At 64.8% G+C, this 24,241-nt stretch carries 18 protein-coding genes; 10 read left to right on the top strand and 8 right to left on the bottom strand.

Annotation, left to right across the window (positions count from 1 at the left end; all coding sequences use genetic code 11):
• Window positions 1-31 precede the first annotated feature (31 nt).
• The 3 genes from ACZ899_RS01760 to ACZ899_RS01750 form a co-directional block, all read right to left on the bottom strand.
• Window positions 32-4,474, bottom strand: coding sequence for an NEL-type E3 ubiquitin ligase domain-containing protein (locus tag ACZ899_RS01760; protein ID WP_485627209.1), 4,443 nt, complete (start codon window positions 4,472-4,474; stop codon window positions 32-34).
• 181 nt (window positions 4,475-4,655) lie between these two features.
• Window positions 4,656-5,684: an AraC family transcriptional regulator gene (locus tag ACZ899_RS01755; RefSeq protein ID WP_234560498.1), complete on the bottom strand. Its 1,029-nt coding sequence runs from the start codon at window positions 5,682-5,684 to the stop codon at window positions 4,656-4,658.
• A gap of 64 nt (window positions 5,685-5,748) precedes the next feature.
• Complete coding sequence (locus tag ACZ899_RS01750) at window positions 5,749-6,612, bottom strand: LysR substrate-binding domain-containing protein (protein ID WP_234560499.1); 864 nt, start codon at window positions 6,610-6,612, stop codon at window positions 5,749-5,751.
• Window positions 6,613-6,726: 114 nt separating this feature from the next.
• Here ACZ899_RS01750 and ACZ899_RS01745 point away from each other — a divergent pair, with 114 nt between their 5' ends.
• Window positions 6,727-7,833 carry a 2-aminoethylphosphonate--pyruvate transaminase gene (locus ACZ899_RS01745; RefSeq protein WP_203651911.1) on the top strand — a complete coding sequence of 369 codons (1,107 nt, stop codon included), beginning with the start codon at window positions 6,727-6,729 and terminating at the stop codon, window positions 7,831-7,833.
• Window positions 7,834-7,867: 34 nt separating this feature from the next.
• Entirely contained in the window at window positions 7,868-8,695 is an 828-nt protein-coding gene (gene phnX / locus ACZ899_RS01740) for a phosphonoacetaldehyde hydrolase (RefSeq protein WP_234560500.1), read from the top strand.
• Window positions 8,696-8,791: 96 nt separating this feature from the next.
• Here phnX and ACZ899_RS01735 read toward each other — a convergent pair whose 3' ends face one another.
• Window positions 8,792-9,352: an NADPH-dependent FMN reductase gene (locus ACZ899_RS01735; protein ID WP_232856337.1), complete on the bottom strand. Its 561-nt coding sequence runs from the start codon at window positions 9,350-9,352 to the stop codon at window positions 8,792-8,794.
• A 158-nt stretch (window positions 9,353-9,510) separates the two neighbouring features.
• On the opposite strand from ACZ899_RS01735, the gene ACZ899_RS01730 reads away from it, so the two are divergent.
• Window positions 9,511-9,729 carry a hypothetical protein gene (locus ACZ899_RS01730; RefSeq protein WP_028690532.1) on the top strand — a complete coding sequence of 73 codons (219 nt, stop codon included), beginning with the start codon at window positions 9,511-9,513 and terminating at the stop codon, window positions 9,727-9,729.
• Here the strand turns inward: ACZ899_RS01730 and ACZ899_RS01725 are convergent.
• From ACZ899_RS01725 to ACZ899_RS01710, 4 genes are all read right to left on the bottom strand, one after another.
• Window positions 9,713-11,956, bottom strand: coding sequence for an Orn/Lys/Arg family decarboxylase (locus ACZ899_RS01725; RefSeq protein WP_234560501.1), 2,244 nt, complete (start codon window positions 11,954-11,956; stop codon window positions 9,713-9,715). The genes ACZ899_RS01730 and ACZ899_RS01725 overlap by 17 nt on opposite strands.
• A gap of 154 nt (window positions 11,957-12,110) precedes the next feature.
• Window positions 12,111-12,866, bottom strand: coding sequence for a DNA polymerase III subunit epsilon (gene dnaQ, locus ACZ899_RS01720; protein WP_203651902.1), 756 nt, complete (start codon window positions 12,864-12,866; stop codon window positions 12,111-12,113).
• 150 nt (window positions 12,867-13,016) lie between these two features.
• Window positions 13,017-13,463 carry a ribonuclease HI gene (gene rnhA, locus ACZ899_RS01715; protein ID WP_011534678.1) on the bottom strand — a complete coding sequence of 149 codons (447 nt, stop codon included), beginning with the start codon at window positions 13,461-13,463 and terminating at the stop codon, window positions 13,017-13,019.
• Between the two features lie 13 nt (window positions 13,464-13,476).
• Window positions 13,477-14,250 (bottom strand): class I SAM-dependent methyltransferase, encoded by a 774-nt coding sequence (locus ACZ899_RS01710; RefSeq protein ID WP_234560502.1) that lies wholly within the window; start codon window positions 14,248-14,250, stop codon window positions 13,477-13,479.
• Between the two features lie 84 nt (window positions 14,251-14,334).
• On the opposite strand from ACZ899_RS01710, the gene gloB reads away from it, so the two are divergent.
• From gloB to ACZ899_RS01675, 7 genes are all read left to right on the top strand, one after another.
• The gene (gene gloB / locus ACZ899_RS01705; RefSeq protein ID WP_234560503.1) at window positions 14,335-15,114 is read left to right on the top strand and encodes a hydroxyacylglutathione hydrolase; all 780 of its coding nucleotides are present in this window, start codon (window positions 14,335-14,337) and stop codon (window positions 15,112-15,114) included.
• A gap of 100 nt (window positions 15,115-15,214) precedes the next feature.
• On the top strand, window positions 15,215-16,642 hold the full coding sequence (locus ACZ899_RS01700; RefSeq protein ID WP_203651896.1) for a lytic transglycosylase domain-containing protein: 1,428 nt from the start codon (window positions 15,215-15,217) through the stop codon (window positions 16,640-16,642).
• Window positions 16,643-16,859: 217 nt separating this feature from the next.
• The gene (locus ACZ899_RS01695; RefSeq protein ID WP_234560504.1) at window positions 16,860-18,692 is read left to right on the top strand and encodes an extracellular solute-binding protein; all 1,833 of its coding nucleotides are present in this window, start codon (window positions 16,860-16,862) and stop codon (window positions 18,690-18,692) included.
• The gene (locus ACZ899_RS01690; RefSeq protein WP_234560505.1) at window positions 18,689-20,521 is read left to right on the top strand and encodes an extracellular solute-binding protein; all 1,833 of its coding nucleotides are present in this window, start codon (window positions 18,689-18,691) and stop codon (window positions 20,519-20,521) included. The genes ACZ899_RS01695 and ACZ899_RS01690 overlap by 4 nt, the downstream gene beginning before the upstream one ends.
• Window position 20,522: 1 nt before the next feature.
• Window positions 20,523-21,596: a microcin C ABC transporter permease YejB gene (locus ACZ899_RS01685; protein WP_038706480.1), complete on the top strand. Its 1,074-nt coding sequence runs from the start codon at window positions 20,523-20,525 to the stop codon at window positions 21,594-21,596.
• A gap of 1 nt (window position 21,597) precedes the next feature.
• Complete coding sequence (locus ACZ899_RS01680) at window positions 21,598-22,617, top strand: ABC transporter permease (RefSeq protein WP_234560506.1); 1,020 nt, start codon at window positions 21,598-21,600, stop codon at window positions 22,615-22,617.
• A gap of 1 nt (window position 22,618) precedes the next feature.
• Window positions 22,619-24,223 carry an ABC transporter ATP-binding protein gene (locus ACZ899_RS01675; protein ID WP_234560507.1) on the top strand — a complete coding sequence of 535 codons (1,605 nt, stop codon included), beginning with the start codon at window positions 22,619-22,621 and terminating at the stop codon, window positions 24,221-24,223.
• Window positions 24,224-24,241 lie beyond the last annotated feature (18 nt).

The raw sequence follows: 24,241 nt of genomic DNA, 5'->3' as shown, positions 1-24,241 counted from the left end.
CGCCAGGCGCAACCGGCAATGGCCAAAGCTGTCAATCCGGCTGAGCGGATTCGCCATCCTCCGGGCCGAGCTTGACGCCCACCGCCTCAAGGTCGAGCACCTCCTGGGTCAGCGTGACCAGCATGGTGCGCTCACTGGCCTCACGCTCAGCCGCCACGGCATTGCAGGCCTTCAGATAGGCATCGCTGCTCAAGGCTTGCTCGTCCAGCGCGGCAAGCTTTTCAACGTACTCTTCGTCATGCTGGGCAAAGAGTTCGTCATGCCGCACTTTCAGGTAATCACGCCAGAATTCACGATTGGCCAGGCTCTGCACCAGGTGCCCATCTGTCTCGTCCGCCAGCACCGCATCGACCGCCCGCTCTTTCAACGCAGGAGTGATGTCCGCCAACGCACCATACAGCATCGACCTGGGCTGCCCGATCAGACCCAGCGTATCGGCCAACTCAACCCGCAAGCCAAGCACGACCTCCAGCTCGTCGACCTCCTGCCCCGCTGCCTCCCGCAGCATTACCTCCTGCCTGGCGAACTCGTCGAGACGGTCCAGGCGAAACAGGGCCCGCCCCAACTTCAACAGTTCGTCACCATTGCTGCCCACCTTGCCCTCCACTTCGGCATGGTGAACCAGTGCCCGCATCCACAACCTGCTGAAGCGTTCCGCGACACTGTCATGGCAGGTGAGCTGGATACCGGCATGGGTGAAGAGGTCGTCGCGCAATACGCTGTCGGAGTCGACATCCTCGATCAACTGCCAGACCTGCTCGCCCAGGTATTCGGGGGCCTGGAGGAAATCCTGGGTCCTGGTGAGGGTGGCCAACAGCAGGAACAATTGTGCGCTGCCTTCGAGTTGTTGCACGCGCTGCCACATGGCACGTCGTTCAGCACGCCCCTGCGGCTCACCCGTCTCGAGCCAGCGTTGCAAGGGGTCGATAACCTCCGGCAACTGCGCGTCGACCGGTTCGTCAGCGTCCCCGGCCATGAATGCGGTCAACGTTGGCAGTGGCACCGGGTTGCCGTCCAGGTTCACGCGACGCCTGAAGGTCCGCGAAGTTGCCATCAGGCCATTGGGAACCGTGGAAATCAGGTTGAAGCGCAGATCGGCCAGGATCAGTTGAGTGCATCGCTCGATACCTGTCGGCACACTTCTCAGGGAGCATCGGTTCGCCCTGAGGAATTGCAGCTCGGTAAGACGGGAGAAGTCCAGCTCCAGCGAACGCAGCGGATTGAAGTCGAGCACCAGGGTCTCCAGGCCTTCAAGGCTGGACAAGGTGGCGACGCCCGAGGCATTCATCTGGATGCGATTCGACCTCATCTCCAGCCGCCTGAGCCTGGGCAACTGGGCAATCTGCTCAGGCACCGTAGTCAGCAGGTTATTGTTCAGGCTCAAGGTTTCCAGGGAATCGAAGCAGCCCAGGAACATCGGCGACATGCTCATCAGGTCCATGCCGGACATGCGCAACTCGTAGATGTGCCCCATGTCGATTTCCGCGGGCAGGTCTGGTAACGAGCCGATGCGCCAGCCCTCGATGCTCAGGATACGCCCGACACGGTCCTGGCTGTAGCTGCGAATGGTTTCACCCTCATGACGCCAGGCGCTGCGCAGGCGATTGGAGAACTGCCGGCGCCGATTGCGCAGTGCACGGCTGCGCGGCTCACGTTCCCAGACGCTTAGCGTATCTTCCAGGTAGGTGAAGTTGGTTTCCTGGGACAACAGCTCCTCGATGGCATCCCCCGTGCGCAACTGCCACTCCTGGATCATCCTTTCCACTTCGACAATGCTCAGCGAGGGGTAAAGCGCCCTGACACGCAGCCTCAGGGTGTCCATGGTCCCCGAGCGCCTGGAGAGCGAACCGCCAAGGGTGTAGCCGACTCGCCCATCGGGCAAGCGCTTGCCAGGGTTGAACCTGGGGGCCACTGCCCGCCAGCCTAACCGATTGATGATTGCGTCTCGTGATTTTGGCAGTTCGCCGATGATCGCTTGGCGCAGTTGCTCGGCTGGTGACTGCCCAGTGAGCTTGAGGGCCTGCTTTCCCTCCTGTCCGAGCAAGCCCACCAGGGCCTGGAACAACCCGCCCGGCGCGTCGATGTCCTGCTCCAGCGCCAGCCCCTGGTGGTCATAAAGGTGGAACTGGCCCGACCGCCAGACCAGCACAGTGCGTTTCTCGCGCAGACCTTGAGGGTCCAGCACACTGATCAGTCGGCCAAACGCCGAACCCTCGCGCAGCTCCAGGTTCAGCGACGCAGGCCAGTTGGCGAGTCTGGGCAGCAAGGCCAGCACCAGCTCGCCAGTCCCATCGGTGTAGCTGGTATCCAGCAGAAGACCTTCCAGTGCCCGTGTCAGTCGTGCTTGCCCGAGCAGCGAGCGAACCTGTTTGAGGATCGCCATCGGCAACCGAGACTCGCTGATGGCCACCCGTCGCAGCATCGCGTCGGCGCTCTGCACCGCTTCGGTGGCGTAGGCCAGGGGCAAGCCGGGAAACTCGCTTTGCAACTGCTGCAGTAGCGCGTCCGCTGCAGGTTCATCGTCCGGTAATGCCTCCAGCGGATCCTCGGCGAGCAAAAGGTCTTCCGCCAGGTGGTTGTGCAGCGCCTCACGCAGCTCATACCGTCGTGTCAGCAACTGCCTGCCGATGGCTTGGTCATCCAGCGTATGCATGTCCGCACAGGCTCTGCACCATGCCAGCACCTGGGTGTCCTCGAGGAGCGCACCGGGCTTTTCCAGTGCGCTGAACAGCGCCGAAACCCGACTCGCCGCCATATAGCGCCTCAAGGTATCCCGCAGGGCGATCGGCGCCTGGCGGTTCTCCACCAGCACCCCACGCAATGCCTCCTTGTCGACGCCGGCAGCTTGCAGTATTCGTCCGGCCGTTTCGGCGCAAAGCGGCGGGTCCAGCGGCCACAGACGGTTGAGCATCCGCGTGCTGTCGTCCCACTCCAGAGGTCGCTCCAGGCGAATGCGCCAGCAACGCTCGCCATTGAAATCGACCGGCGGCCCGTAAGCGTCGGCGCGCTCGGCATGGCGCAAACTCCAGGGTTTGCCGGGCGCCTCCCGTTGCAGTTCGTAGTACTTGTCGTCGACACGCAACCAGCGCCGGGAGCCCTCGCCGTACAAGCCGTTGTCCAACAGCCGCGCCGCCCCCGGGTCAGATTCGTACACCTGCAGGTCCGCCTGCCACAGGCGCGAGCCCTGGCTTGTCCTGACCGGATCGAGCAGGTCAACGAACGAACTGCGCTTGAGCACGCTTGCCACCGCCGTGGCACCTGCAGCGGTGGCCGCTGTGATCGCCACGGTCTCGGCGACGCTGAACAGATGCTCCAGCGCTTCATGCTGGTGCCCCTCGCTCCAGTCGACAGCGCCTTCATACACATGCGCGAGGGTATCCATTACCAGGGTCGCGAACAGTGCCACACCGACGATAGGAATACCCAGCCCCGCCAGTCCGAGCACGGTGAAACCGATCCCTGACCAGGTGGCCAGGCGCTCGTTGGCGGCCTGCTGATCGGCGTCCGCGTTCGAGACCAGCAGCAGCTTGCCGTCATCCTTGAACCGCTCTACCTGGGTAGTGGCCAGTGTGGTGAAGATGTCCTGCCCGGAAGCGGCACCTTCCATTTGCAGATCTGGCACCTCATCACTCAGGCGCACGTCCAGCAACTGACTGAAGGCAGCGCGGTCACGCAGCCGAATCCGTTCGCGAAAGTCGCGGCGGATATCCGCGTTTTCCAGCTCACTTGCCAGCGCCTGCTCCATGCACTGGACTGAATCGAAACGGCGCAGGGAGTTCTGCCCATCATCGGGCACGTAGAGGATGACGCCCTTGTCCGTACCCTGCGCGTCACGCAACTGGATCTTCAAGGCGTTCTCGACGGCGAACCCCAGCATGCGCAGTTCACCCGCGCCGGCGAAGCACTGTTGACCTGGCTGATCTGCCTTGCCGCTCGAAAGCTGGTCAAGGGCCATGTACTCCTCGACGCTGATCTGCGCACGACACAGGGCAAGCTCGCACATCAGGACAAATGCGGCTCGTTTATGCTCAGCAAGCAAAGTTCGATTGGCCGGGCTGAACACCTGAGCGATCAATACCTGGTACTGCTTGCCCAGATCCAGCTTGCGGCAGGCATCGGCAACACCCTCTGGACTGGACATGACAGCCGAAGCGCCGCTGTTCACCAATCCTGTGGCAACAAAGAACGAGGCGGATGTAGGGAAGTTCTGCATCAGCCGCAGCCGTGCCGGAGAACGCAACTCGCGTGGCTCGACACTAGGCGTGGACAGGATCGGCGTCACCCCGTACCAGGCGTCGACCCACTCCAGCGCATCCAGCGCGGGCCCGTCGGGCAACAGGGTCTTGAGCATCGGTTGGAAATGCTGCTCGGCGAACTGTTGCGCCGATACCAAAGCAGTTGTAGCCCGCGCCAGTTGCTGACGACTCTTTTCATGGACCTGGAACGCCTTGTGCAGTGCTCTCAGGCGCTCCACGGAAGCCTGTGTGAGCCAGTCCGGCAGTCTTGCACCAATGAATTTGTCCAGAAGTACGCGAAGTTGCGCATTCCTGCCTGCTTCGGTTGGCGAGAGGGTATTAGAAGTCATGCTGTAAGGACCTTGTGCTTTAAGGTACCTCACAGTGCACAAGCCGCCAGCGCCGCTTCAGCGGGAAGGCTCACCCACCCGGTACGCCACCTTCATGCATGACCAGCGAACGGTAATGCCCCGGGTTACAACCGAACCACTTGCGAAACGCCTTGTAGAACGAGCTGCTGTCGGCGAAACCCAGGCGCTCGGCGATATCGCCCAATCCCAACTGCGCCTCGGCCAGCCAGGCGATGGCCAGTTCCCGACGCACGCCATCCTTGATGCCCTGGTAGCTCTGGCCTTCTTCCGACAGGCGTCGACGCAACGTCGACACCGACATGTGCAGGGTGGCGGCCACCTGCTCGGCGTCCGGCCAGGTGCCCGGCGGCATCTCCAGCAAGCGATGACGGATCTGCCGGGCCAGACTGGCCGGGTCGCGGAACTTGACCAGGATGTTGCCCGGGGCCTCGGCCAGGAAGCGCTGCAATTCTTCGTCACTGCGTCTGACCGGCAGTTCAAGGCATTCGGCGGCGATGATCATCCGCGTGCGCGGGCGCTCGAACTGCAGGTTCTCGGAAAACATCACCCGGTAGTCGTCGCAAAACGGCGGCTCGGCGCAGCGCAGGTCGATGGCCAGGATCGGGATGCGTCGCCCGGCCAGCCAACAGGCCAGGCCGTGCACGATCATCCAGAAGGTGAAGTAGGTGAACGCCCGGCGCGGCGTATCGCCGGGTTCGTTGATGACGATCTCGGCCAGGCTCTGCTGGCGCACCAGGCCCGGCTGCAGGTCTTCGAGCATCAGCGACAGGAACGCCAGCAGGTTGTCCAGGGCCGCGCCCAGGGTCGGCTGGGCCATGGCGCTGCGGGCCATGAAGGCCAGGCTGCCGCTGCGCAGGCCGCGCCGGTCCATGGCGAAGAACTCGTCGTTGCAGCGCCGCGCCAACAGGCGCCAGAGCCGGGCGTAGGACTCCGCCGTCACCCGCGCCTCGGGCAGGTCCAACTGCTCGGCCGCGATCCCGGCACGCGCCAGCAGCCCGGCGTCGGGCTCGCCGGCCGGGCAGGTCTGCAACAGGGCTTCGCGCACCAGTTGCATGGAAATGGTGTCCTTCTCGCTCATCGACAATCCAGTCTGCGCTGTGGCCGCCATCTTAGGCCGCCATGGGGAAAACGTCAGCCGCCAATCACTGACCGGCGGCCAGGCTCAGGAACGCCTGGATCAGGCGCAACTCACGGCGGCGCTCCAGGCAACCGACCATGTGCTGGTTGACCAGGCCCTGGCCGGCCAGGGGGCGGGCCACCACCCGCGGGTCATGGGCCACTTCGGTGGAGGACACCACGCCGATGCCCAGCTCCGCCGCCACCGCCTCGGTGACCGCTTCGCGGCTGTCCAGCTCCAGCAGCACCCGGGGTTGCACGCCAGCGTCGGCGCAGGCCTTGTCAAAGGTGCGCCGGGTGGTCGAGCTGGGCTCGCGCAGCACCATGATCTGCCTGTCCAGCTCGGCCAGCGGCAAGTCACCTTTGGCACCCGCCCACGCATGCCCCACGGGCAGCAGCGCACACAACCGCGACTCGCATAACGCCTGCAGGTGCAGGCCCTTGCGCGGCTCGATCTCGGTCAGCACGGCCACATCGGCATGTTCCGACAGCAACGCGGCCAGGGTTTCCTGGGCATTGCCCAGGCGCAGGTTGACGGTGATGCCGGGATAGCGCTCGCGCAGTTGCGCCAGCATCGGCATCACCCGGTGCGGGCCGTCCGCCGCCACCTCCAGGCGCCCGGTCAGCAACTGCCGGTTGGCCTCGAGCATGGCCTGGGCTTCCTCGGCCAGGCCGAACATGGCCCGGGTGATGGCCGCCAGGCGCGTGCCCTCCTCGGTCAGCTCGACCCGCCGGGCGGTACGGCGCAGCAAGGTGATCTGGTAGTGCTCCTCCAACGCCTTCACATGCCCGGTCACCGCCGGCTGGCTGATGAACAGGCGCTCGGCGGCGCGGGTGAAGCTGCCCTCGCGGGCGACGGCGTCGAAGGCGCGGAGCTGGAACAGGTTCATATCTATCGGCCTGACTTATGGCTGGCATATCTACAAACAATTTGATTGATGACACGGCGAATTGCAACCTAGCCCCACTAAGTTTCCAGCCCACCGCAAGTGAGGAACCCCGGAATGAGCAACGCCCCGATCCTGCTGACCCCCGGTCCCCTGACCACCTCGATCCGCACCCGCCAGGCCATGCTCGTGGACTGGGGCTCGTGGGATCGCGACTTCAACCAGCTGACCGCCAGCGTGTGCGAACAACTGCTGGCCATCATCGACGGCAGCGCCAGCCACCACTGCGTGCCCCTGCAAGGCAGCGGCACCTTCGCCGTCGAGGCCGCCATCGGCACCCTGGTACCCCGTGACGGCAAGGTGCTGGTGCTGATCAACGGCGCCTACGGCCAGCGCCTGGCGAAGATCTGCAAGGTGCTGGGCCGCGCCTACAGCACCTTCGAGACCGCCGAGGACCAGCCGACCACCGCCGCCGACGTCGACCGCCTGCTGGCCGCCGACCCCGCCGTGACCCATGTGGCGCTGATCCACTGCGAGACCAGCACCGGCATCCTCAACCCGCTGCCCGAGATCGCCCAGGTGATCCAGCGCCACGGCAAGCGCCTGATCATCGACGCCATGAGCTCGTTCGGTGCGCTGCCGATCGATGCTCGTGAAATTCCCTTCGAAGCGCTGATCGCCGCCTCCGGCAAGTGCCTGGAAGGCGTGCCGGGCATGGGCTTCGTCTTCGCCGAAAAAACCGCCCTGGCCGCCGCCGAGGGCAACGCCCACTCCCTGGCCATGGACCTGCACGACCAGCACGCCTACATGGCCAAGACCGGCCAGTGGCGCTTCACCCCGCCGACCCACGTGGTCGCCGCCCTGCACGAAGCGCTGCAGCAATACAACGAAGAAGGTGGACTGCCCGCTCGCCACCAACGCTACGCCGACAATTGCAAGACCTTGCTCGACGGCATGGCGAAGATCGGTCTGAAGAGCTTCCTGCCCGCCGACATCCAGGCACCGATCATCGTCACCTTCCACGCGCCGAAGGATCCGCGCTACCAGTTCAAGGACTTCTATGAGCGGGTCAAGGCCAAGGGCTTCATCCTCTACCCGGGCAAGCTGACCCAGGTCGAGACCTTCCGCGTCGGCTGCATCGGCGTGGTTGGCGCCGATGGCATGCAGGCCGCCGTGAACGCCGTGGCCGAGGTGCTGCGGGAAATGGAAGTGCTGGACATCTGACCCTCTGCCCACCCAATTCAAGGAAAACGCGCACATGAACTACAGCAACCCCACCCAGCTGCAAGCCGCCATCCTCGACTGGGCCGGCACCGTGGTCGACTTCGGCTCCTTCGCCCCGACCCAGATCTTCGTCGAAGCCTTCGCCGAGTTCGACGTGCAGGTGTCCATCGAAGAAGCCCGTGGCCCGATGGGCATGGGCAAGTGGGACCATATCCGCACCCTGTGCGACGTGCCGGAAATCGCCGAGCGCTACCGCAAGGTGTTCGGCCGCACGCCCACCGACGACGATGTCACCGCCATCTACGAGCGCTTCATGCCGCTGCAGATCGAGAAGATCGCCGTGCACTCGGCGCTGATCCCAGGCGCTCTGGACACCCTGACCGGGCTGCGCAAGGACGGCCTGAAAATCGGCTCCTGCTCCGGCTACCCGAAGGTGGTGATGGACAAGGTGGTCGAACTGGCCGCGCAGAACGGCTACGTGGCCGACCATGTGGTGGCCACCGACGAGACGCCGAACGGCCGCCCGTGGCCGGCCCAGGCGCTGGCCAACGTGATTGCCCTGGGCATCGACGATGTGGCCGCCTGCGTGAAAGTCGACGATACCGTACCGGGGATTCTCGAAGGCCGCCGCGCCGGGATGTGGACCGTGGCGCTGGTGTGCTCGGGCAATGCCCTGGGGCTGACCTGGGAAGGCTACCGGGCGTTGAGCGCGGAGAAGCTGGAGAGCGAGCGCAAGCGGATCCATGGGATGTTTGCCGCATCGCGGCCGCACTACCTGATCGACACCATCAACGAGTTGCCCGAAGTGATTGCCGATATCAACCGGCGATTGGCCAAGGGGGAGATGCCGCAGAGCGCCTGAAGTCGAAAAACATCGCGGGGCAAGCCCGCTCCCACGCTCAGCATACATGCATGCCTGGCGTGGGAGCGGGCTTGCCCCGCGATGCTTTTGGGGGGATCAGACTGCCCGGTTCAACTTCACCCACGACGCGAACCGGTCGATAAAGCCCTGCAGGAAGGGCCGGGTCTTGTCGTTAAGCTTGCCGCTATCATCGAACAGCGTCGCCGCCCCACCGATATAAGCCTCGGGCATCTGCATGCACGGCATGTCGAGGAACACCAGCGACTGGCGCACCGCGTGATTGGCGCCAAACCCGCCGATCGCCCCCGGCGACACGCTGGCCACCGCCGCCGGCTTGCCGCTCCATACGCTCTGCCCATAGGGCCGCGAACCCACGTCGATGGCGTTCTTCAACCCGCCCGGCACCGAACGGTTGTACTCCGGGGTGACGAACAGCACCGCGTCGCTGCGGCGGATCTCGTCGCGAAAATGCTTCCACGCCTCGGGTGCGCCCTCGGCCTCGACATCCTCGTTGTACAACGGCAGGTCGCCGATCTCGACGATCCGCAGGGCAAGGCTGGACGGCGCCAGCTCAGACAGCGCGCGGGCCACCTTGCGGTTGTAGGACTCCTTGCGCAAGCTGCCGACGACGACCGCAACCGAATAGACCTGGCTCATGGCGTTTTGCAACCTCTGCTCTGGGAATGGGACCTGTTAGTTATAGATGACCGTTCCTCGGCTTCCCGGTTTTTTTCCATTCGGCTGAAAACTTCCCGGGCGTTTCACTGGTCTATGCCTACAGACATTTCCTACACGATTCAGAGGTTTCCACCTAAATGGCAGCAGTAATGGTCGGCCAGTTCCACGCCCGCGACGCCGAAGGCCGTATCTACCCCGTCCACGAATTCCAGGAATCCACCCTGCAGGCCGACGGCAGCACCCTCGGCGCGCCGGTCACCAGCTATCGGCTGGCCATCGGCGACCGCGTCAACCACCTGGGCGACGACCGCTTCGAGCTGGCCCAGACCGGCGTCGAGATCATCCGCATTCCTTGACGCAATCGACGGTGTACAGCGTCCCCTCGCGCTGCAGGCCATGCACGTCGGCGACGAAACCCGGGAAGCCCTGGTCGAAGGCCCGGGCGCATTCCAGGTAGACCAGGATCGAGCGGGTCGCCTCGGTGAAGCGCTCGCCCGGCATGATCAAGGGGATCCCCGGCGGATACGGCACCAGCATCACCGCAGCGACCCGGCCCAGCAGCTGCTCGATCGGCACCGCCTCCACCTCCCCGCGCACCATCCGGTCATAGGCCTCGGCCGGGGTCATCGCTACTTCGGGCAAACGGGTGAACAGCAGCTTGAGCTGCCTGGACGTGGCATTGCCGCGGTAGAAGGCATGCAGTTGCTGGCACAGGTCGCGCAGCCCCAGCCCCTGGTAGCGTGACGGCTGCGGCGTCAGCACGCTGGGCAGGCAGTCGGCCAGCGCGGTATTGGCGTCGTAGTGGCGCTTGAACTCCAGCAGTTCGGTCAGCAGCGTGCTCCACTTGCCCTTGGTGATGCCCATCGAGAACAGCACCAGGAAGCTGTACAGACCGGTCTTCTCCACCACCAGCCCCCGTTCCCAGAGGAACTTGCCGACCACCGCGGCCGGAATGCCGTGCTCGCCCGCCCCACCACCGGCTCCCGGCATCACCAGGGTGACCTTGAGCGGATCGAGCAGCACATAGTCGTCGCTCAGCTCGGCAAAGCCATGCCACTCGGCCCCCGGCTGCAACAGCCAGTCCGCCGCCTCCAGGCGCTCGCCGCCCTGCGCCAGCGGGGGCTGCCAGATGCTGAACCACCAGTCGTCGGCGGCGATGTGCTCGCGCAGGTTGGCCAGCGCCCGGCGAAAGCTCAGGGCCTCGTCGAACATCTCCTGCAGCAGCGAGCGCCCGGCCGGGCCCTCCATCATCGCCGAGGCCACATCCAGCGAGGCAAGGATGCTGTACTGCGGCGAGGTGGAGATATGCATCATGAAGGCTTCGTTGAAGCGGTCGCGGTCCAGCTGGCGGGCGGCGCCGTCCTGCACATGGATCATCGACGCCTGGCTGAAGGCGGCCAGCAGCTTGTGGGTGGAATGGGTGCTGAACAGTAGCGGCCCCTCATCGCCGCGCGGCGTGCCCATGGCATAGCGGCCGGTGAAGAACTCGTGGAAGGCGGCGTAGGCGAACCAAGCCTCATCAAAGTGCAGCACCTCGGCACTGGCACCGAGGGTCTGCTTGATGAGCCCGGCGTGGTAGCACAGGCCGTCATAGGTGGAGTTGGTGACCACCGCCAGCTTGATCTTCGCCGGCCGCCCCTGGGCCAGCGGGTGGGCCTGGATCTTTGCCTGTATGGACGCCGGGGTGAACTCGCTGAGCGGGATCGGCCCGATGATGCCCAGCTCGTTGCGCTCCGGGCACAGGTAGAGGGGGATGGCGCCGGTCATGATGATCGCATGCACCACCGACTTGTGGCAGTTGCGGTCCACCAGCACCAGGTCACCGCGCCCGACCATGGCGTGCCAGACGATCTTGTTGGCGGTGGAGGTGCCGTTGATGACGAAGAAGGTATGGTCGGCGCCGAAGTTGCGCGCCGCCCGCGCCTCGGCGGCGGCCAGGGGGCCGGTGTGATCGAGCAGCGAGCCCAGCTCGGGCACCGACACGGACAGGTCCGAACGCAGGGTGTTTTCGCCGAAAAACTGGTGGAAGGCCTGCCCCACCGGGCTCTTGTGATAGGCCACGCCGCCGCCGTGGCCTGGGGTGTGCCAGGAGTAGTTCGACTGCGCGGTGTGTTGCACCAGGGCCTTGAAGAACGGTGGCAGCAAACCGTCGAGGTAAGTGTGCGCGGCCCGCGCCACCTGGCGGGCGAGAAAGGGCACGGTGTCTTCGAACAGGTAGAGAATGCCGCGCAACTGGTTGAGCTCACCCATGGCCTCGGCCGGGGCGTTCTCCAGGGTGACCTGCTCGCCCAAGGCGAAGATCGGCAGGTTGGGTGCGCGCAGCCGGGCCAGGCGGATCAGCTCGGCCATGTTCTGCAGCAGGCGGCTATTGTCGCCGACCCCCTCGGCGGCGATCAGCATGCAGGCCAGGCCGTGGTGGGTAGCGGCCACCAGGCGCGCCTCGGCCTGGTCGGCGGCGGCGAGGATGGCGAAGCCGTCCCTGGCCAGTTCGTCGGCGATGCCACGCACCCGTTCACCGGCGACACTGTCAGCCTTGATCGCCCGGTGGACGATGAGGATGGGGAACTGGAGGTCCTTGTACATCGGGCGGCTACCTCTGCGGGGGCTTCCCCCTCAGGGTAGTTGAGGCTGGTGTCGTCAGTGCCGGCCTCTTCGCGGGTAAACCCGCTCCCACAGGTTCGGGGGGGTTGCCTGTGGGAGCGGGTTTACCCGCGAAAGGGCCGGTACTGTCAGAGAATCAGCTGGCGGGGGCCTCGGTCAGCACCTGCCACATCGCCGGCCCACCCGCCGACTTGGCGACGGCCGCCAAACGCTCGACATGGGCCTCGAGCTCTTCCTCGCTAGCCATGATCACCTTACCCGCCGCACGACCGGTAATCCGACGGATCTCACTGCCGGTGCTGCCCTGCCCATCCTCGCCCTGCGCGCCATCCCCCGCCAGCGACAGGCTGGTCTGGCCACCGGTCATCGCCAGGTAGACGTCGGCCAGCAGTTCCGAGTCGAGCAATGCGCCGTGCAGTTCACGGCCGGAGTTGTCGATACCGTAGCGTTTGCACAGCGCATCGAGGCTGTTGCGCTGCCCCGGGTGGCGCGAGCGCGCCATCATCAGGGTGTCGAGGATCGGGCAGTGCTGCGAGATGTCGGCGCGGTCCTGCTGGCCGATCAGCGCGAACTCATTGTTGATGAAGCCGACGTCGAACGCCGCGTTGTGGATGACCAGGGTGGCGCCCTGGATGAAGTCGAAGAACTCCTCGGCCACATCGCCGAAACGCGGTTTGCCGACCAGGAAGGCGTCGGTGATGCCGTGGACGTTGATCGCACCCTCGTCACTCTCGCGGTCGGGCTGCAGGTAGACATGGAAGTGCCGCCCGGTCAGGCGCCGGCCCACGACCTCGACGCAACCGATCTCGATGATGCGGTGGCCTTCGGCCACCGGCATGCCGGTGGTCTCGGTGTCGAGGATGACGAACCGTTTGTCTTGCTGCTGCTCCACGCGGGGACTCCAACTGGCGGTGCTTGAATTCGGGGTGGGAGTATAACGAAATCGGGGCCGCTTTGCGGCCATCGCGGGGCAAGCCCGCTCCCACGCAGGCAGTGCTCACCCTGTGGGAGCGGGCTTGCCCCGCGATGGCCCGCAACACAATCAACGCTGGGCGCGTACTTCGTCGACTCCACGATTGGCCAACTGATCGGCCCGCTCGTTGCCCGGGTGGCCGATATGCCCGCGCACCCACTTCCAGGTCACCTTGTGCCGATTGACCTGCTCATCGAGGGCCATCCACAGGTCAGCGTTCTTCACCGGCTCCTTGGCGGCGGTCTTCCAGCCGCGCTTCTTCCAGTTGACCATCCACTCGTTGATGCCCTTCATCACGTACTGGGAGTCGGTGGTCAGCACCACCTCGCACTCGCGCTTGAGCGCCTTCAGGCCCTCGATTGCGGCCATCAGCTCCATGCGGTTGTTGGTGGTCTCGCGCTCGCCGCCCCACAGCTCCTTTTCGACGCCCTTGAAAACCATCAGGACGCCCCAGCCGCCCGGGCCGGGATTGCCCTTGCAGGCACCATCGGTGTAGATCTCGACGCTATCGCTCATGTACCACTCGTGTTCAGTGCTTTTCGGAATCGGGGTGGGTGACGCTGCGATTGACCTTGGCCAACGGCAGCGGCAGCAGCTTGCCCATCGGCTCGCGGCGCTCAAGGCGCAGCGGCCGCAGGCCGACCACCATCTTGCGCGCCACCAGCAGGTAGACACCGCCACCGGCGCCCTGCCAGCCCCCGGCCACCCGCTCCCAACCGGCCAGGCGCTGTTGCCAGGCCGGCGAGGCAAGCGGCGGACGATAGCACCCGAAGCGGCGTTTCTCCAGCGCGAAGCCCAGCAGGTTGAGCCAGTCGCCGACCCGCGACGCCGAGATGCAGCGGGCCTTGCGCAAGGCGCCCTGGCTGAAGAAATGCCGCAGCCCCCAACTGCTCCACGGATTGATGCCGACGATCAGCAGGTGACCGCCCGGGCGCACCGCGCTGGCCGCCTCCCGGAGCAATCCGTGGGGAGAGAGACTGAAGTCCAGGCCGTGCTGCAGCACCACCACGTCGGCGGCATGTTCCGACAGCGGCCAGGCCTGCTCCTCGCAGACGATCTCCACCCCCGGCAACGGCGCGCCCAGGCGCACGTTGCGCTGCACCTGCGGGGCGTTGGGCGGCGGTTCGGCGCAGGGGCCGTAGTGCACCAGGTAGCCACCGAAGAAGCGCCGCAGCTCTTCTTCGAGCAACTTTTCCTCTTCCTTGAGCATCAACTGCCCAAGGGGGCCATTGAACCAGTCGCGGGCCAGGCTGATGAGTTCGACCCAGTCGGGGTCGGCCTGGGCGAAGGCTTGGTCGGTCATTGCATTCTCCCTCGAAGGTTCTCCGGCCGCGCCATCGCGGCTAAGATGCCCTCAATGTCCAGGCTTGGCGATACGGATCCGCACATGATACAGATCGATGCCCTACCCGCTTTCAACGACAACTACATCTGGTTGTTACAGGATACTGCCAATCGCCGCTGCGCAGTGGTCGATCCCGGTGATGCCGGGCCGGTGCAGGCCTGGCTGGGCCAGCATCGCGACTGGGCGCTGGAGGCGATCCTGGTCACTCACCACCACCATGACCATGTCGGCGGCGTCGAGGCCCTGAAGCAGGCCACCGGTGCCACCGTCTACGGCCCGGCCAACGAGCTCATTCCGGCCCGCGACGTCGCCCTGGAGGATGGCGCGCAGGTCAAAGCCCTGGGCCTGACGTTCGAAGTCATGGCCATGCCCGGCCACACCCTGGGGCATATCGCCTATTACACTGCGCAATCGCCCACGCCGCTACTGTTCAGTGGCGACACCCTGTTCGCCGCCGGTTGCGGTCGCCTGTTCGAAGGCACGCCTGAACAGATGCACCATTCGCTGCAGCGCCTGGCCGCCCTGCCCGCCGAGACCGAAGTGTACTGCGCCCACGAATATACCCTGAGCAACCTGCGCTTCGCCCGCGCCGTGGAACCGGAAAGCCCGCACGTTCTGCAACGGTTCGAAGACGTTACCCGCCTGCGCGCCGACAATCGCATCAGCCTGCCCTCCACCATCGGCCTGGAGCGCCTGACCAACCCGTTTTTGCGTACCGCTGAAACATTCGTTAAACAAAAAGCAGACGAATGGAAGGGACATTCCAACCCCACCCAAGCCACTGTTTTTGCTGCCTTGAGGTCTTGGAAGGACGTGTTCTGATAACCTCAAGATATATCGTGACACAAGCCCAAAGGTTGACCCGGCCGGGGCCGGTTTCTAGAATCGCCCAACTTTTTTGCCCGGATAACCGTTCCAGCCGATGTCTTCCCCTAGCCGCAGAACCGCTCATTCGGTCGCCCTGACGCGACTGGCACAGATCAGTGCACTGGCGCTGGCCGCCACCCTGGTCGGCTGCCAGAGCACCCGTCAGCTCGACGAATCCGACAGCGTTCGCGCGCACAACTACCAGGCGCGGATCAAGCACAAGCCCGCGCCACTGGTGGTCAAGCCCAAGGAAGCGCCGCCCCAGGACGTCTGGGAGCGCATGCGCCAGGGCTTCGCCCTGCAGGACGGCATGGACGTCAACCCGCGCATCGAACAGCAGCGCCTATGGTTCGCCAGCAACCCGTCGTTCCTCGAGAACGCCGGCGAGCGCGGCAGCCTCTACCTGCACTACATCGTCGAGCGCCTCGAAGAACGCGACATGCCGCTGGAGCTGGCCCTGCTGCCGGCCATCGAGAGCGCCTACAACCCGATGGCCTACTCCCGCGCACACGCCGCCGGCATGTGGCAGTTCATCCCGTCCACCGGGCGCCACTTCAAGCTGCGCCAGACCAACTTCTACGATGGCCGTCGCGACGTCACCGCCTCGACCAACGCCGCGCTGGATTACCTGAACCGCCTGCACGACATGTTCAACGGCGACTGGCTGCTGGCCCTGGCGGCCTACAATGCCGGCGAAGGCACCGTCAGCCGCGCCATCGAGCGCAACGAGCGCCTGGGCCTGCCGACCGACTACTGGAACCTGCCGCTGCCGCAGGAAACCCGCGACTACGTGCCCAAGCTGCTGGCCCTGTCGCAGGTGGTCAACACCCCGGCCGCCTACGGGATCAACCTGAACCCGATCGCCAACGAACCCTATTTCGAAGCCGTCGCCATCAACGACCGCCTCGACCTGTCGCGCGTCGCGGCCTTCGCCGACATCGACGAAGACGAGCTGATCCAGCTCAACCCCGCCTTCAAGAAGCGCATGACCGTGGACGGCCCGCAGCAGTTGCTGGTGCCTACCGCCAAGGCACAGTTGCTGAGCGACCGCATGTCCAACCTCAAGCCCGAGGAACTGGTCGCCCTGCAGCCGAACAAGGCCGTGTTCCAGGCCGCCCTGGCCGATGCCAAGGCGCCGGCGGCGCGCAGCTACCGGGTCAAGCGCGGCGACAACCTGGGCAGCATCGCCAAGGCCAACCGCGTCGCGGTCAAGGACATCCAGCGCTGGAACAGCCTGCGCGGCAACAGCCTCAAGGTCGGCCAGGTGCTGGCCCTGCGTGGCGGCAACGCGCCGAGCGCGGCGGCCAACCGCGTGGCCGATGCCAAGCAGCGTTCCACCCAGTACAAGGTGCGCAAGGGCGACTCGTACTACCTGGTGGCCAAGCGTTTCAACGTCGAGATGAAACACCTCAAGCGCTGGAACCCGCGCAGCGGGCATGCGCTCAAGCCGGGGCAGACGCTGACCGTTTACCTGTCGCGTTGATGTGAATCCCGGGGGCGCTTCGCGCCCCTTTCGCGGCACAAGGCCGCTCCTACAGGGATTACGCAGACTCTGTAGGAGCGGCCTTGTGCCGCGAAAGGGCTGCGAAGCAGCCCCAATCAGCCACATCCATCTGACCGGCTCGCACCCTTTTTCCATTCCAGACAAGCTGTTACTGTACCCCGAACCAAGCCCAACGCCTTCTGGATCGGATGCCGACTTGATACGTCCCCTCCTGCTGTCTCTCAGCCTGGCCTTGAGCTTCCCCGCCGTCGCGATGGTGAGCGAAAGCCACGGATACGCGCAGTTCGGCACGCTCAAGTACCCGGCCAGCTTCACCCACTTCGACTGGGTCAACCCGCAAGCCCCCAAAGGCGGCACGTTGCGGGCCATGGCCTTCGGCACCTTCGACACGCTCAACCCCTACACCTTCAAGGGCTCGAGCCCGGTCACCACGCCCAACTTCCTGCAGTACGGCATCAACGAGCTCAACGAGCCGCTGATGGTCGGCACCGGCATGTACGACCCCTCCGGCGACGAGCCCACCTCCAGCTACGGCCTGATCGCCCGCTCGGTCGAGTACAGCGAGGACCGCAGCTGGGTGGTGTTCAACCTGCGCCCCGAGGCGCACTTCCACGACGGCGTGCCGATCACCGCCGCCGACGTCGCCTTCAGCTACCGCACCCTGCTCAAGGACGGCCACCCGATCTACCGCACCAACCTGCAGGAAGTGGCCCGGGTCGACATCCTCGGCCCGCTGCGCATCCGCTTCGTGTTCAAGCGCGCCGGCAACCCGCTGCTGATCCTGCGCCTGGGCGAGATGCCGGTGCTGCCCAGGCACTACTGGGAAAAGCGCGACTTCAAGGCCACCACCTTCGAGCCGCCTTTGGGCAGCGGCCCCTACCGCATCACCGAGGTGCAACCCGGCCGCCGGCTGGTGTTCGAGCGGGTGAGGGACTACTGGGGCAAGGACCTGGCCGTGAACCGCGGCAAGAACAACTTCAAGCGCGTCGAATACGAGTTCTACCGTGACGCCACCGTGGCCTTCGAGGCCTTCAAGGCCGGCGAGTTCGACCTCTACATCGAGCACCAGGCGAAGAACTGGGCCAACGGCTACAACTTCCCCGCCGTGCGCCGCGGTGAGGTGATCAAGGCGCAGATCCCGCACAAGATCCCGACACAGACCCAAGGCCTGTTCATGAACAGCCGCCGCGCCACCTTCAGCGACCCGCGGGTACGCCAGGCGCTGGGCCTGATGCTCGATTTCGAGTGGACCAACCGCGCGCTGTTCAACGGCGCCTACCGGCGCGCCACCAGCTACTACCCCAACAGTGATTTCACCGCCACAGGCCTGCCCACCGGCAAGGAATGGCTGCTGCTCAAGCCGTTCCGCGACCAACTGCCCGAGAAGCTGTTCACCCAGCCCTACCAGGTCAGCCACACCGACGGCAGCGGCATCAGCCGCCCGGCCCTGCGCCAGGCCCTGGCGCTGTTCGCCCAGGCCGGCTGGAAGCTCAACGGCCAGCGCCTGGTGGACAGCAAGGGCCAGCAATTCGGTATGGAACTGCTGCTGGTGAATCCGAACCTCGAACGCATCCTGCAACCTTATGTCGAAAATCTGGCCAGCATCGGCATCGATGCGCGCTTGCGCACCGTCGACCGCGCCCAGTACAAACAACGGCTCGACCAGTTCGATTTCGACATGATCCTGATGACCCTGAACCAGACCCTGAGCCCGGGCCTCGAACAGTGGCTGTATTTCCACTCGAGCCAAGCCGCCACCAAGGGCAGCAAGAACTATGCTGGGGTCAAGGACCCGGTGGTCGACCACCTGCTCGACACCCTGCTCGCCGCCCGCACGCGTGATGACCAGATCGCCGCGGCGCGTGCCCTGGACCGCGTGCTCTCATGGCAGTACTACATGATCCCCAACTGGTACCTCGACAATCACCGCCTGGCCTACCGCAACCGGTTCGCCTTCGTCACCACGCCGCCCTACACCCTCGGGCTGAACAGCTGGTGGATCAAGAAGACTTCGGAGAAAGCCAAATGACGCCCACCTTGCGCCGCCTGGCCGGCAGCCTGTTGCTGGCCTGCCTCACGCTCCCGGCCGTGGCCGCCCCGCAGCACGCCCTGACCCTGTACGACGAGCCGCCAAAATACCCGGCCAACTTCAAGCACTTCGAATACGTCAATCCTGACGCGCCCAAGGGCGGCACCTTCCGCCAGTCCAGCTTCGGCGGCTTCGACAGCCTCAACCCGTTCATCAACAAGGGCGTGCCCGCCGACAACGTCGGCAGCATCTACGACACCCTGATGCGCCAGAGCCTGGACGAGCCCTTCACCGAATACGGCCTGGTGGCCGGCAAGATCGAAAAGGCCCCCGACAACAGCTGGGTGCGCTTCTACCTGCGCCCCGAAGCACGCTTCCACGACGGCCAGCCGATGCGCGCCGAGGACGTGGTGTTCACTTTCAACGCCCTGATCAAGGACGGCGCGCCGCTGTACCGCCAGTACTACGCCGACGTCGCCGAGGTGGTCGCCGAAGCCCCGCTCAAGGTGCTGTTCAAGTTCAAGCACACCAACAACCGCGAGTTGCCGCTGATCCTCGGCCAGCTGCCGGTGCTGCCCAAGCACTGGTACGAGGGCCGTGACTTCAACCGCGGCAACCTGGAGATCCCACTGGGCAGCGGCCCGTACAAGGTCGTCGAGGTGAAGGCCGGCCGCTCGATCCGCTACGAGCGGGTCAAGGACTACTGGGCCAAGGACCTGCCGATCAACCGCGGCTTCTACAACTTCGATGTGATGACCTTCGACTCGTACCGCGACAACACCGTCGCCCTCGAAGCCCTCAAGGCCGGTCAGTTCGACTACGCCCTGGAAGTCAGCGCGAAGAACTGGGCCACCGCCTACGACGTGCCCGCCGTGCGCGACGGCCGCCTGATCAAGGAAGAGATCCCCAACGGCAACCCGGTGGGCATGCAGGGCTTCATCTTCAACCTGCGCAAACCCGTGTTCCAGGACATCCGCGTGCGCCACGCCATCAGCCTGCTGATGGACTTCGAATGGACCAACAAGCAGCTGTTCAACGGCGCCTACACCCGCACCGGCAGCTACTTCGAGAACTCCGAGATGGCCGCCAGCGGCCTGCCCTCGCCCGCCGAGCTGAAGATCCTCGAACCACTGCGCGCCAAGGTGCCCGACGAGGTGTTCAACGGCGCCTTCCGCAACCCCGTCACCGACGGCAGCGGCATGATCCGCGACCAGCAGCGCCAGGCCTACAAGCTGCTGCAGGACGCCGGCTGGAAGATCGTCGACGACAAGATGGTCGACAAGGACGGCAAGCCGCTGAGCATCGAGTTCCTGCTGGCCCAGACCCAGTTCGAGCGCGTGCTGCTGCCGTTCAAGCGCAACCTCGCGGACCTGGGCATCAACCTCGAGATCCGCCGCGTGGACGTATCGCAGTACATCACCCGCCTGCGTTCGCGGGACTACGACATGATCGTCGGCGGCTTTGCGCAGTCCAATTCGCCTGGCAACGAGCAGCGTGAATACTGGAACAGCGCCGCCGCCGACAACCCCGGCAGCCGCAACTTCATCGGCCTGCGCGACCCTGCCATCGACCAGCTGGTGGAAGAATTGATCAACGCCGATTCGCGCCAGAGCCTGGTCGACCACTGCCGTGCCCTGGACCGGGTGCTGCTGTGGGGCTACTACGTGATCCCCAACTGGCACATCAAGACCTCCCGCGTGGCCTACTGGAACCATATCGGCCACCCGGCCGTGTCGCCCAAGTACGACATCGGCATCGACACCTGGTGGATCAAGCCCGACGTGACGCCCGCCGTCACCGCCGCCCCCGTGACGGAAGAGGCCAACTGACATGCTGGCCTATATCCTGCGGCGCCTGCTGCTGATCATCCCCACGCTGTTCGGCATCCTCATCATCAACTTCATCATCGTCCAGGCCGCTCCCGGCGGCCCGGTGGAGCAGATGATCGCCAAGCTCGAAGGCTTCGACGGCGCCACCAGCCGCATCGCAGGCGGCGGCGCCGAAGTCTCGGTGGCCGGCTCCAACTACCGCGGCGCGCAAGGGCTGGATCCGGCACTGATCGCCGAGATCGAGCGCATGTACGGTTTCGACAAGTCGGCGCCCGAGCGGCTGTGGATCATGGTCAAGAACTACGCCCAGCTGGACTTTGGCAACAGCTTCTTCCGCGACGCCAAGGTCATCGACCTGATCGCCGAGAAGATGCCCGTGTCCATTTCGCTTGGGCTATGGAGCACACTGATCATGTACCTGGTGTCGATCCCGTTGGGGATCGCCAAGGCCGTGCGCCACGGCAGCCATTTCGACGTATGGACCAGCTCGGCGATCATCGTCGGCTACGCCATCCCCGCGTTCCTGTTCGCCATCCTGCTGATCGTGCTGTTCGCCGGCGGCAGCTACTTCGACTGGTTCCCGTTGCGCGGGCTGACCTCCAACAACTTCGACGAGCTCTCCACCACCGGCAAGGTGCTCGACTACTTCTGGCACCTGGTACTGCCGATCACCGCGCTGGTGATCGGCAACTTCGCCACCATGACCCTGCTGACCAAGAACAGCTTCCTCGACGAGATCAACAAGCAGTACGTGGTCACCGCCAAGGCCAAGGGCCTGAGCCGCACCCGCGTGCTCTACGGCCATGTGTTCCGCAACGCCATGCTGCTGGTGATCGCCGGCTTCCCCTCGGCGTTCATCGGCATCTTCTTCACCGGCTCCTTGCTGATCGAGGTGATCTTCAGCCTCGACGGCCTGGGCCTGATGAGTTTCGAAGCGGCGATCAACCGCGACTACCCGGTGGTGTTCGGCACCTTGTTCATCTTCACCCTGCTTGGTCTGGTGGTGAAGCTGATCGGCGACCTCACCTACACCCTGGTCGATCCACGTATCGACTTCGCCAGCCGGGAGCACTGACATGGCCCTGTCCCCCCTCAATCGCCGGCGCTTCGAGCGCTTCAAGGCCAACCGCCGCGGCTGGTGGTCGCTGTGGATCTTCCTGGTGCTGTTCGTGCTCAGCCTGGGCGCCGAGTTCATCGCCAACGACAAGCCGATTGCCGTGCGCTACGACGGCGAGTGGTACTTCCCCGCCTTCAAGCGCTACCCCGAGACCACCTTCGGCGGCGAGTTCCCGCTGGAGGCCAACTACAAGAGCCCGTACATCCGCGAGCTGCTGGAGAAGAAGGACGCCTTCGTACTGTGGGCGCCGATCCCCTACAGCTACCAGAGCATCAACTACGACCTGAAGGTGCCGGCCCCCGCGCCGCCCTCCACCGACAACCTGCTGGGCACCGACGACCAGGGCCGCGACGTGCTGGCCCGGGTGATCTACGGCTTCCGCATCTCGGTGCTGTTCGCCCTGACGCTGACCATCGCCAGCTCCATCATCGGCGTGATCGCCGGCGCCTTGCAGGGCTTCTACGGTGGCTGGGTGGACCTCGCCGGCCAGCGCTTTTTGGAGATCTGGTCCGGCCTGCCGGTGCTGTACCTGCTGATCATCCTCGCCAGCTTCGTGCAGCCCAACTTCTGGTGGTTGCTGGGCATCATGCTGCTGTTCTCGTGGATGAGCCTGGTTGATGTGGTGCGCGCCGAGTTCCTGCGCGGGCGCAACCTCGAATACGTACGCGCCGCCCGTGCCTTGGGGATGAGCAACGGCCCGATCATGTACCGCCACATCCTGCCCAACGCCATGATCTCGACCATGACCTTCATGCCGTTCATCCTCACCGGCGCCATCGGTACCCTCACCGCCCTGGACTTCCTCGGCTTCGGCCTGCCCGCAGGTTCCCCGTCGCTGGGCGAGCTGGTGGCCCAGGGCAAGTCCAACCTGCAAGCCCCGTGGCTGGGCATCAGCGCCTTCGCCGTGCTGGCGGTGATGCTGAGCCTGCTGGTATTCATCGGCGAATCCGCCCGCGACGCCTTCGACCCGAGGAAATGACATGAGCCAAGACACCCTGATCGAAGTCCGCGACCTGGCGGTGGAGTTCGTCACTGGCGAGCAGGTCAACCGTGTGGTCGACGGCATCAGCTTCGACATCCGCAAGGGCGAAACCCTGGCCCTGGTCGGCGAAAGCGGCTCGGGCAAGTCGGTGACCGCCCATTCGATTTTGCGCCTGCTGCCCTACCCGCTGGCCCGGCATCCCTCCGGCACCATCCAGTACGGCGGCAAGGACCTGCTGCACCTGGGCGAGAAGCCCATGCAGCGCATTCGCGGCAACCGCGTTGCGATGATCTTCCAGGAGCCAATGACCTCGCTGAACCCGCTGCACAGCATCGAGAAGCAGATCAACGAGATCCTGTTGCTGCACAAGGGGCTGACCGGAAAGGCCGCTACGGCGCGCACGCTGGAGCTGCTGGAGCTGGTCGGCATTCCCGAGCCCAAGAAGCGCCTGAAAGCCCTGCCCCATGAGCTGTCCGGTGGCCAGCGCCAGCGGGTGATGATCGCCATGGCCCTGGCCAACGAGCCCGAACTGCTGATCGCCGACGAGCCCACCACGGCGCTCGACGTGACCGTGCAGCTGAAGATCCTCGACCTGCTCAAGGAGCTGCAGGCGCGCCTCGGCATGGCCCTGCTGCTGATCAGCCACGACCTCAACCTGGTGCGCCGCATCGCCCACCGCGTGTGTGTGATGCAGTGCGGCAAGATCGTCGAGCAGGCCGATTGCGCCACGCTGTTCAGCAAGCCGCAGCATCCCTATACGCAGATGCTGATCAACGCCGAGCCCAGTGGGGCGCCTGCCGCGAATGCCGAAGGGGCGCCGTTGCTGGAGGTCAAAGATCTGAAGGTGTGGTTCCCGATCAAGAAGGGGCTGCTGCGCCGGACCGTGGACCATGTAAAGGCCGTGGATGGGGTGAACTTCAGCCTGCCCCAGGGGCAGACGCTGGGGATCGTTGGCGAGAGTGGGTCGGGCAAGTCCACCTTGGGACTAGCCATCCTGCGGTTGATTTCCAGCCAAGGAGGGATTCGCTTCCATGGGCAGGATCTTGAAGGGCTGAACCAGAAGGCCGTGCGACCGCTACGGCGGGAGATGCAGGTGGTGTTTCAGGATCCCTTTGGCAGCCTGAGCCCGCGCATGTGCGTGGCGGATATCGTTGGCGAGGGGTTACGGATTCACAAGATCGGCACGCCGGCTGAGCAGGAAGCGGCGATTATTGCGGCGCTGGAGGAAGTGGGGCTGGATCCGAGGACTCGGCATCGGTATCCCCATGAGTTTTCCGGCGGGCAACGGCAGCGGATTGCGATTGCTCGGGCGTTGGTGTTGAAGCCTGCGTTGATTTTGCTGGATGAGCCGACCTCGGCGCTGGACCGGACGGTGCAGCGGCAGGTAGTTGAGTTGCTGCGGAATTTGCAGGTTAAGTACAACCTGACTTATCTGTTTATCAGTCATGATCTGGCGGTGGTCAAGGCGTTGAGTCATCAGTTGATGGTGATCAAACATGGGCAGGTGGTGGAACAGGGGGATGCGGGGGCTATATTTCATGAGCCGGAGCATGGGTATACGAGGCAGTTGTTGGAGGCTGCGTTTTTAACTAATAAGCTATAGCCTAACCTAAAAGCAACA

The organism is Pseudomonas sp. TE31087 (genome assembly GCF_057284075.1).
Note: the sequence above shows the minus strand (reverse complement) of the source record. Positions and strands in the feature narration are given on the sequence as shown.

What these genes read in the sequence shown, in the direction of transcription:
- ACZ899_RS01755 (WP_234560498.1), bottom strand. Translation starts at nt 5,684, where the DNA reads ATGAGCGAGAAGGACACCATTTCCATGCAACTGGTGCGCGAAGCCCTG.
- ACZ899_RS01750 (WP_234560499.1), bottom strand. Translation starts at nt 6,612, where the DNA reads ATGAACCTGTTCCAGCTCCGCGCCTTCGACGCCGTCGCCCGCGAGGGC.
- ACZ899_RS01745 (WP_203651911.1), top strand. Translation starts at nt 6,727, where the DNA reads ATGAGCAACGCCCCGATCCTGCTGACCCCCGGTCCCCTGACCACCTCG.
- phnX (WP_234560500.1), top strand. Translation starts at nt 7,868, where the DNA reads ATGAACTACAGCAACCCCACCCAGCTGCAAGCCGCCATCCTCGACTGG.
- ACZ899_RS01735 (WP_232856337.1), bottom strand. Translation starts at nt 9,352, where the DNA reads ATGAGCCAGGTCTATTCGGTTGCGGTCGTCGTCGGCAGCTTGCGCAAG.
- ACZ899_RS01730 (WP_028690532.1), top strand. Translation starts at nt 9,511, where the DNA reads ATGGCAGCAGTAATGGTCGGCCAGTTCCACGCCCGCGACGCCGAAGGC.
- ACZ899_RS01725 (WP_234560501.1), bottom strand. Translation starts at nt 11,956, where the DNA reads ATGTACAAGGACCTCCAGTTCCCCATCCTCATCGTCCACCGGGCGATC.
- rnhA (WP_011534678.1), bottom strand. Translation starts at nt 13,463, where the DNA reads ATGAGCGATAGCGTCGAGATCTACACCGATGGTGCCTGCAAGGGCAAT.
- ACZ899_RS01710 (WP_234560502.1), bottom strand. Translation starts at nt 14,250, where the DNA reads ATGACCGACCAAGCCTTCGCCCAGGCCGACCCCGACTGGGTCGAACTC.
- gloB (WP_234560503.1), top strand. Translation starts at nt 14,335, where the DNA reads ATGATACAGATCGATGCCCTACCCGCTTTCAACGACAACTACATCTGG.
- ACZ899_RS01700 (WP_203651896.1), top strand. Translation starts at nt 15,215, where the DNA reads ATGTCTTCCCCTAGCCGCAGAACCGCTCATTCGGTCGCCCTGACGCGA.
- ACZ899_RS01690 (WP_234560505.1), top strand. Translation starts at nt 18,689, where the DNA reads ATGACGCCCACCTTGCGCCGCCTGGCCGGCAGCCTGTTGCTGGCCTGC.
- ACZ899_RS01685 (WP_038706480.1), top strand. Translation starts at nt 20,523, where the DNA reads ATGCTGGCCTATATCCTGCGGCGCCTGCTGCTGATCATCCCCACGCTG.
- ACZ899_RS01680 (WP_234560506.1), top strand. Translation starts at nt 21,598, where the DNA reads ATGGCCCTGTCCCCCCTCAATCGCCGGCGCTTCGAGCGCTTCAAGGCC.
- ACZ899_RS01675 (WP_234560507.1), top strand. Translation starts at nt 22,619, where the DNA reads ATGAGCCAAGACACCCTGATCGAAGTCCGCGACCTGGCGGTGGAGTTC.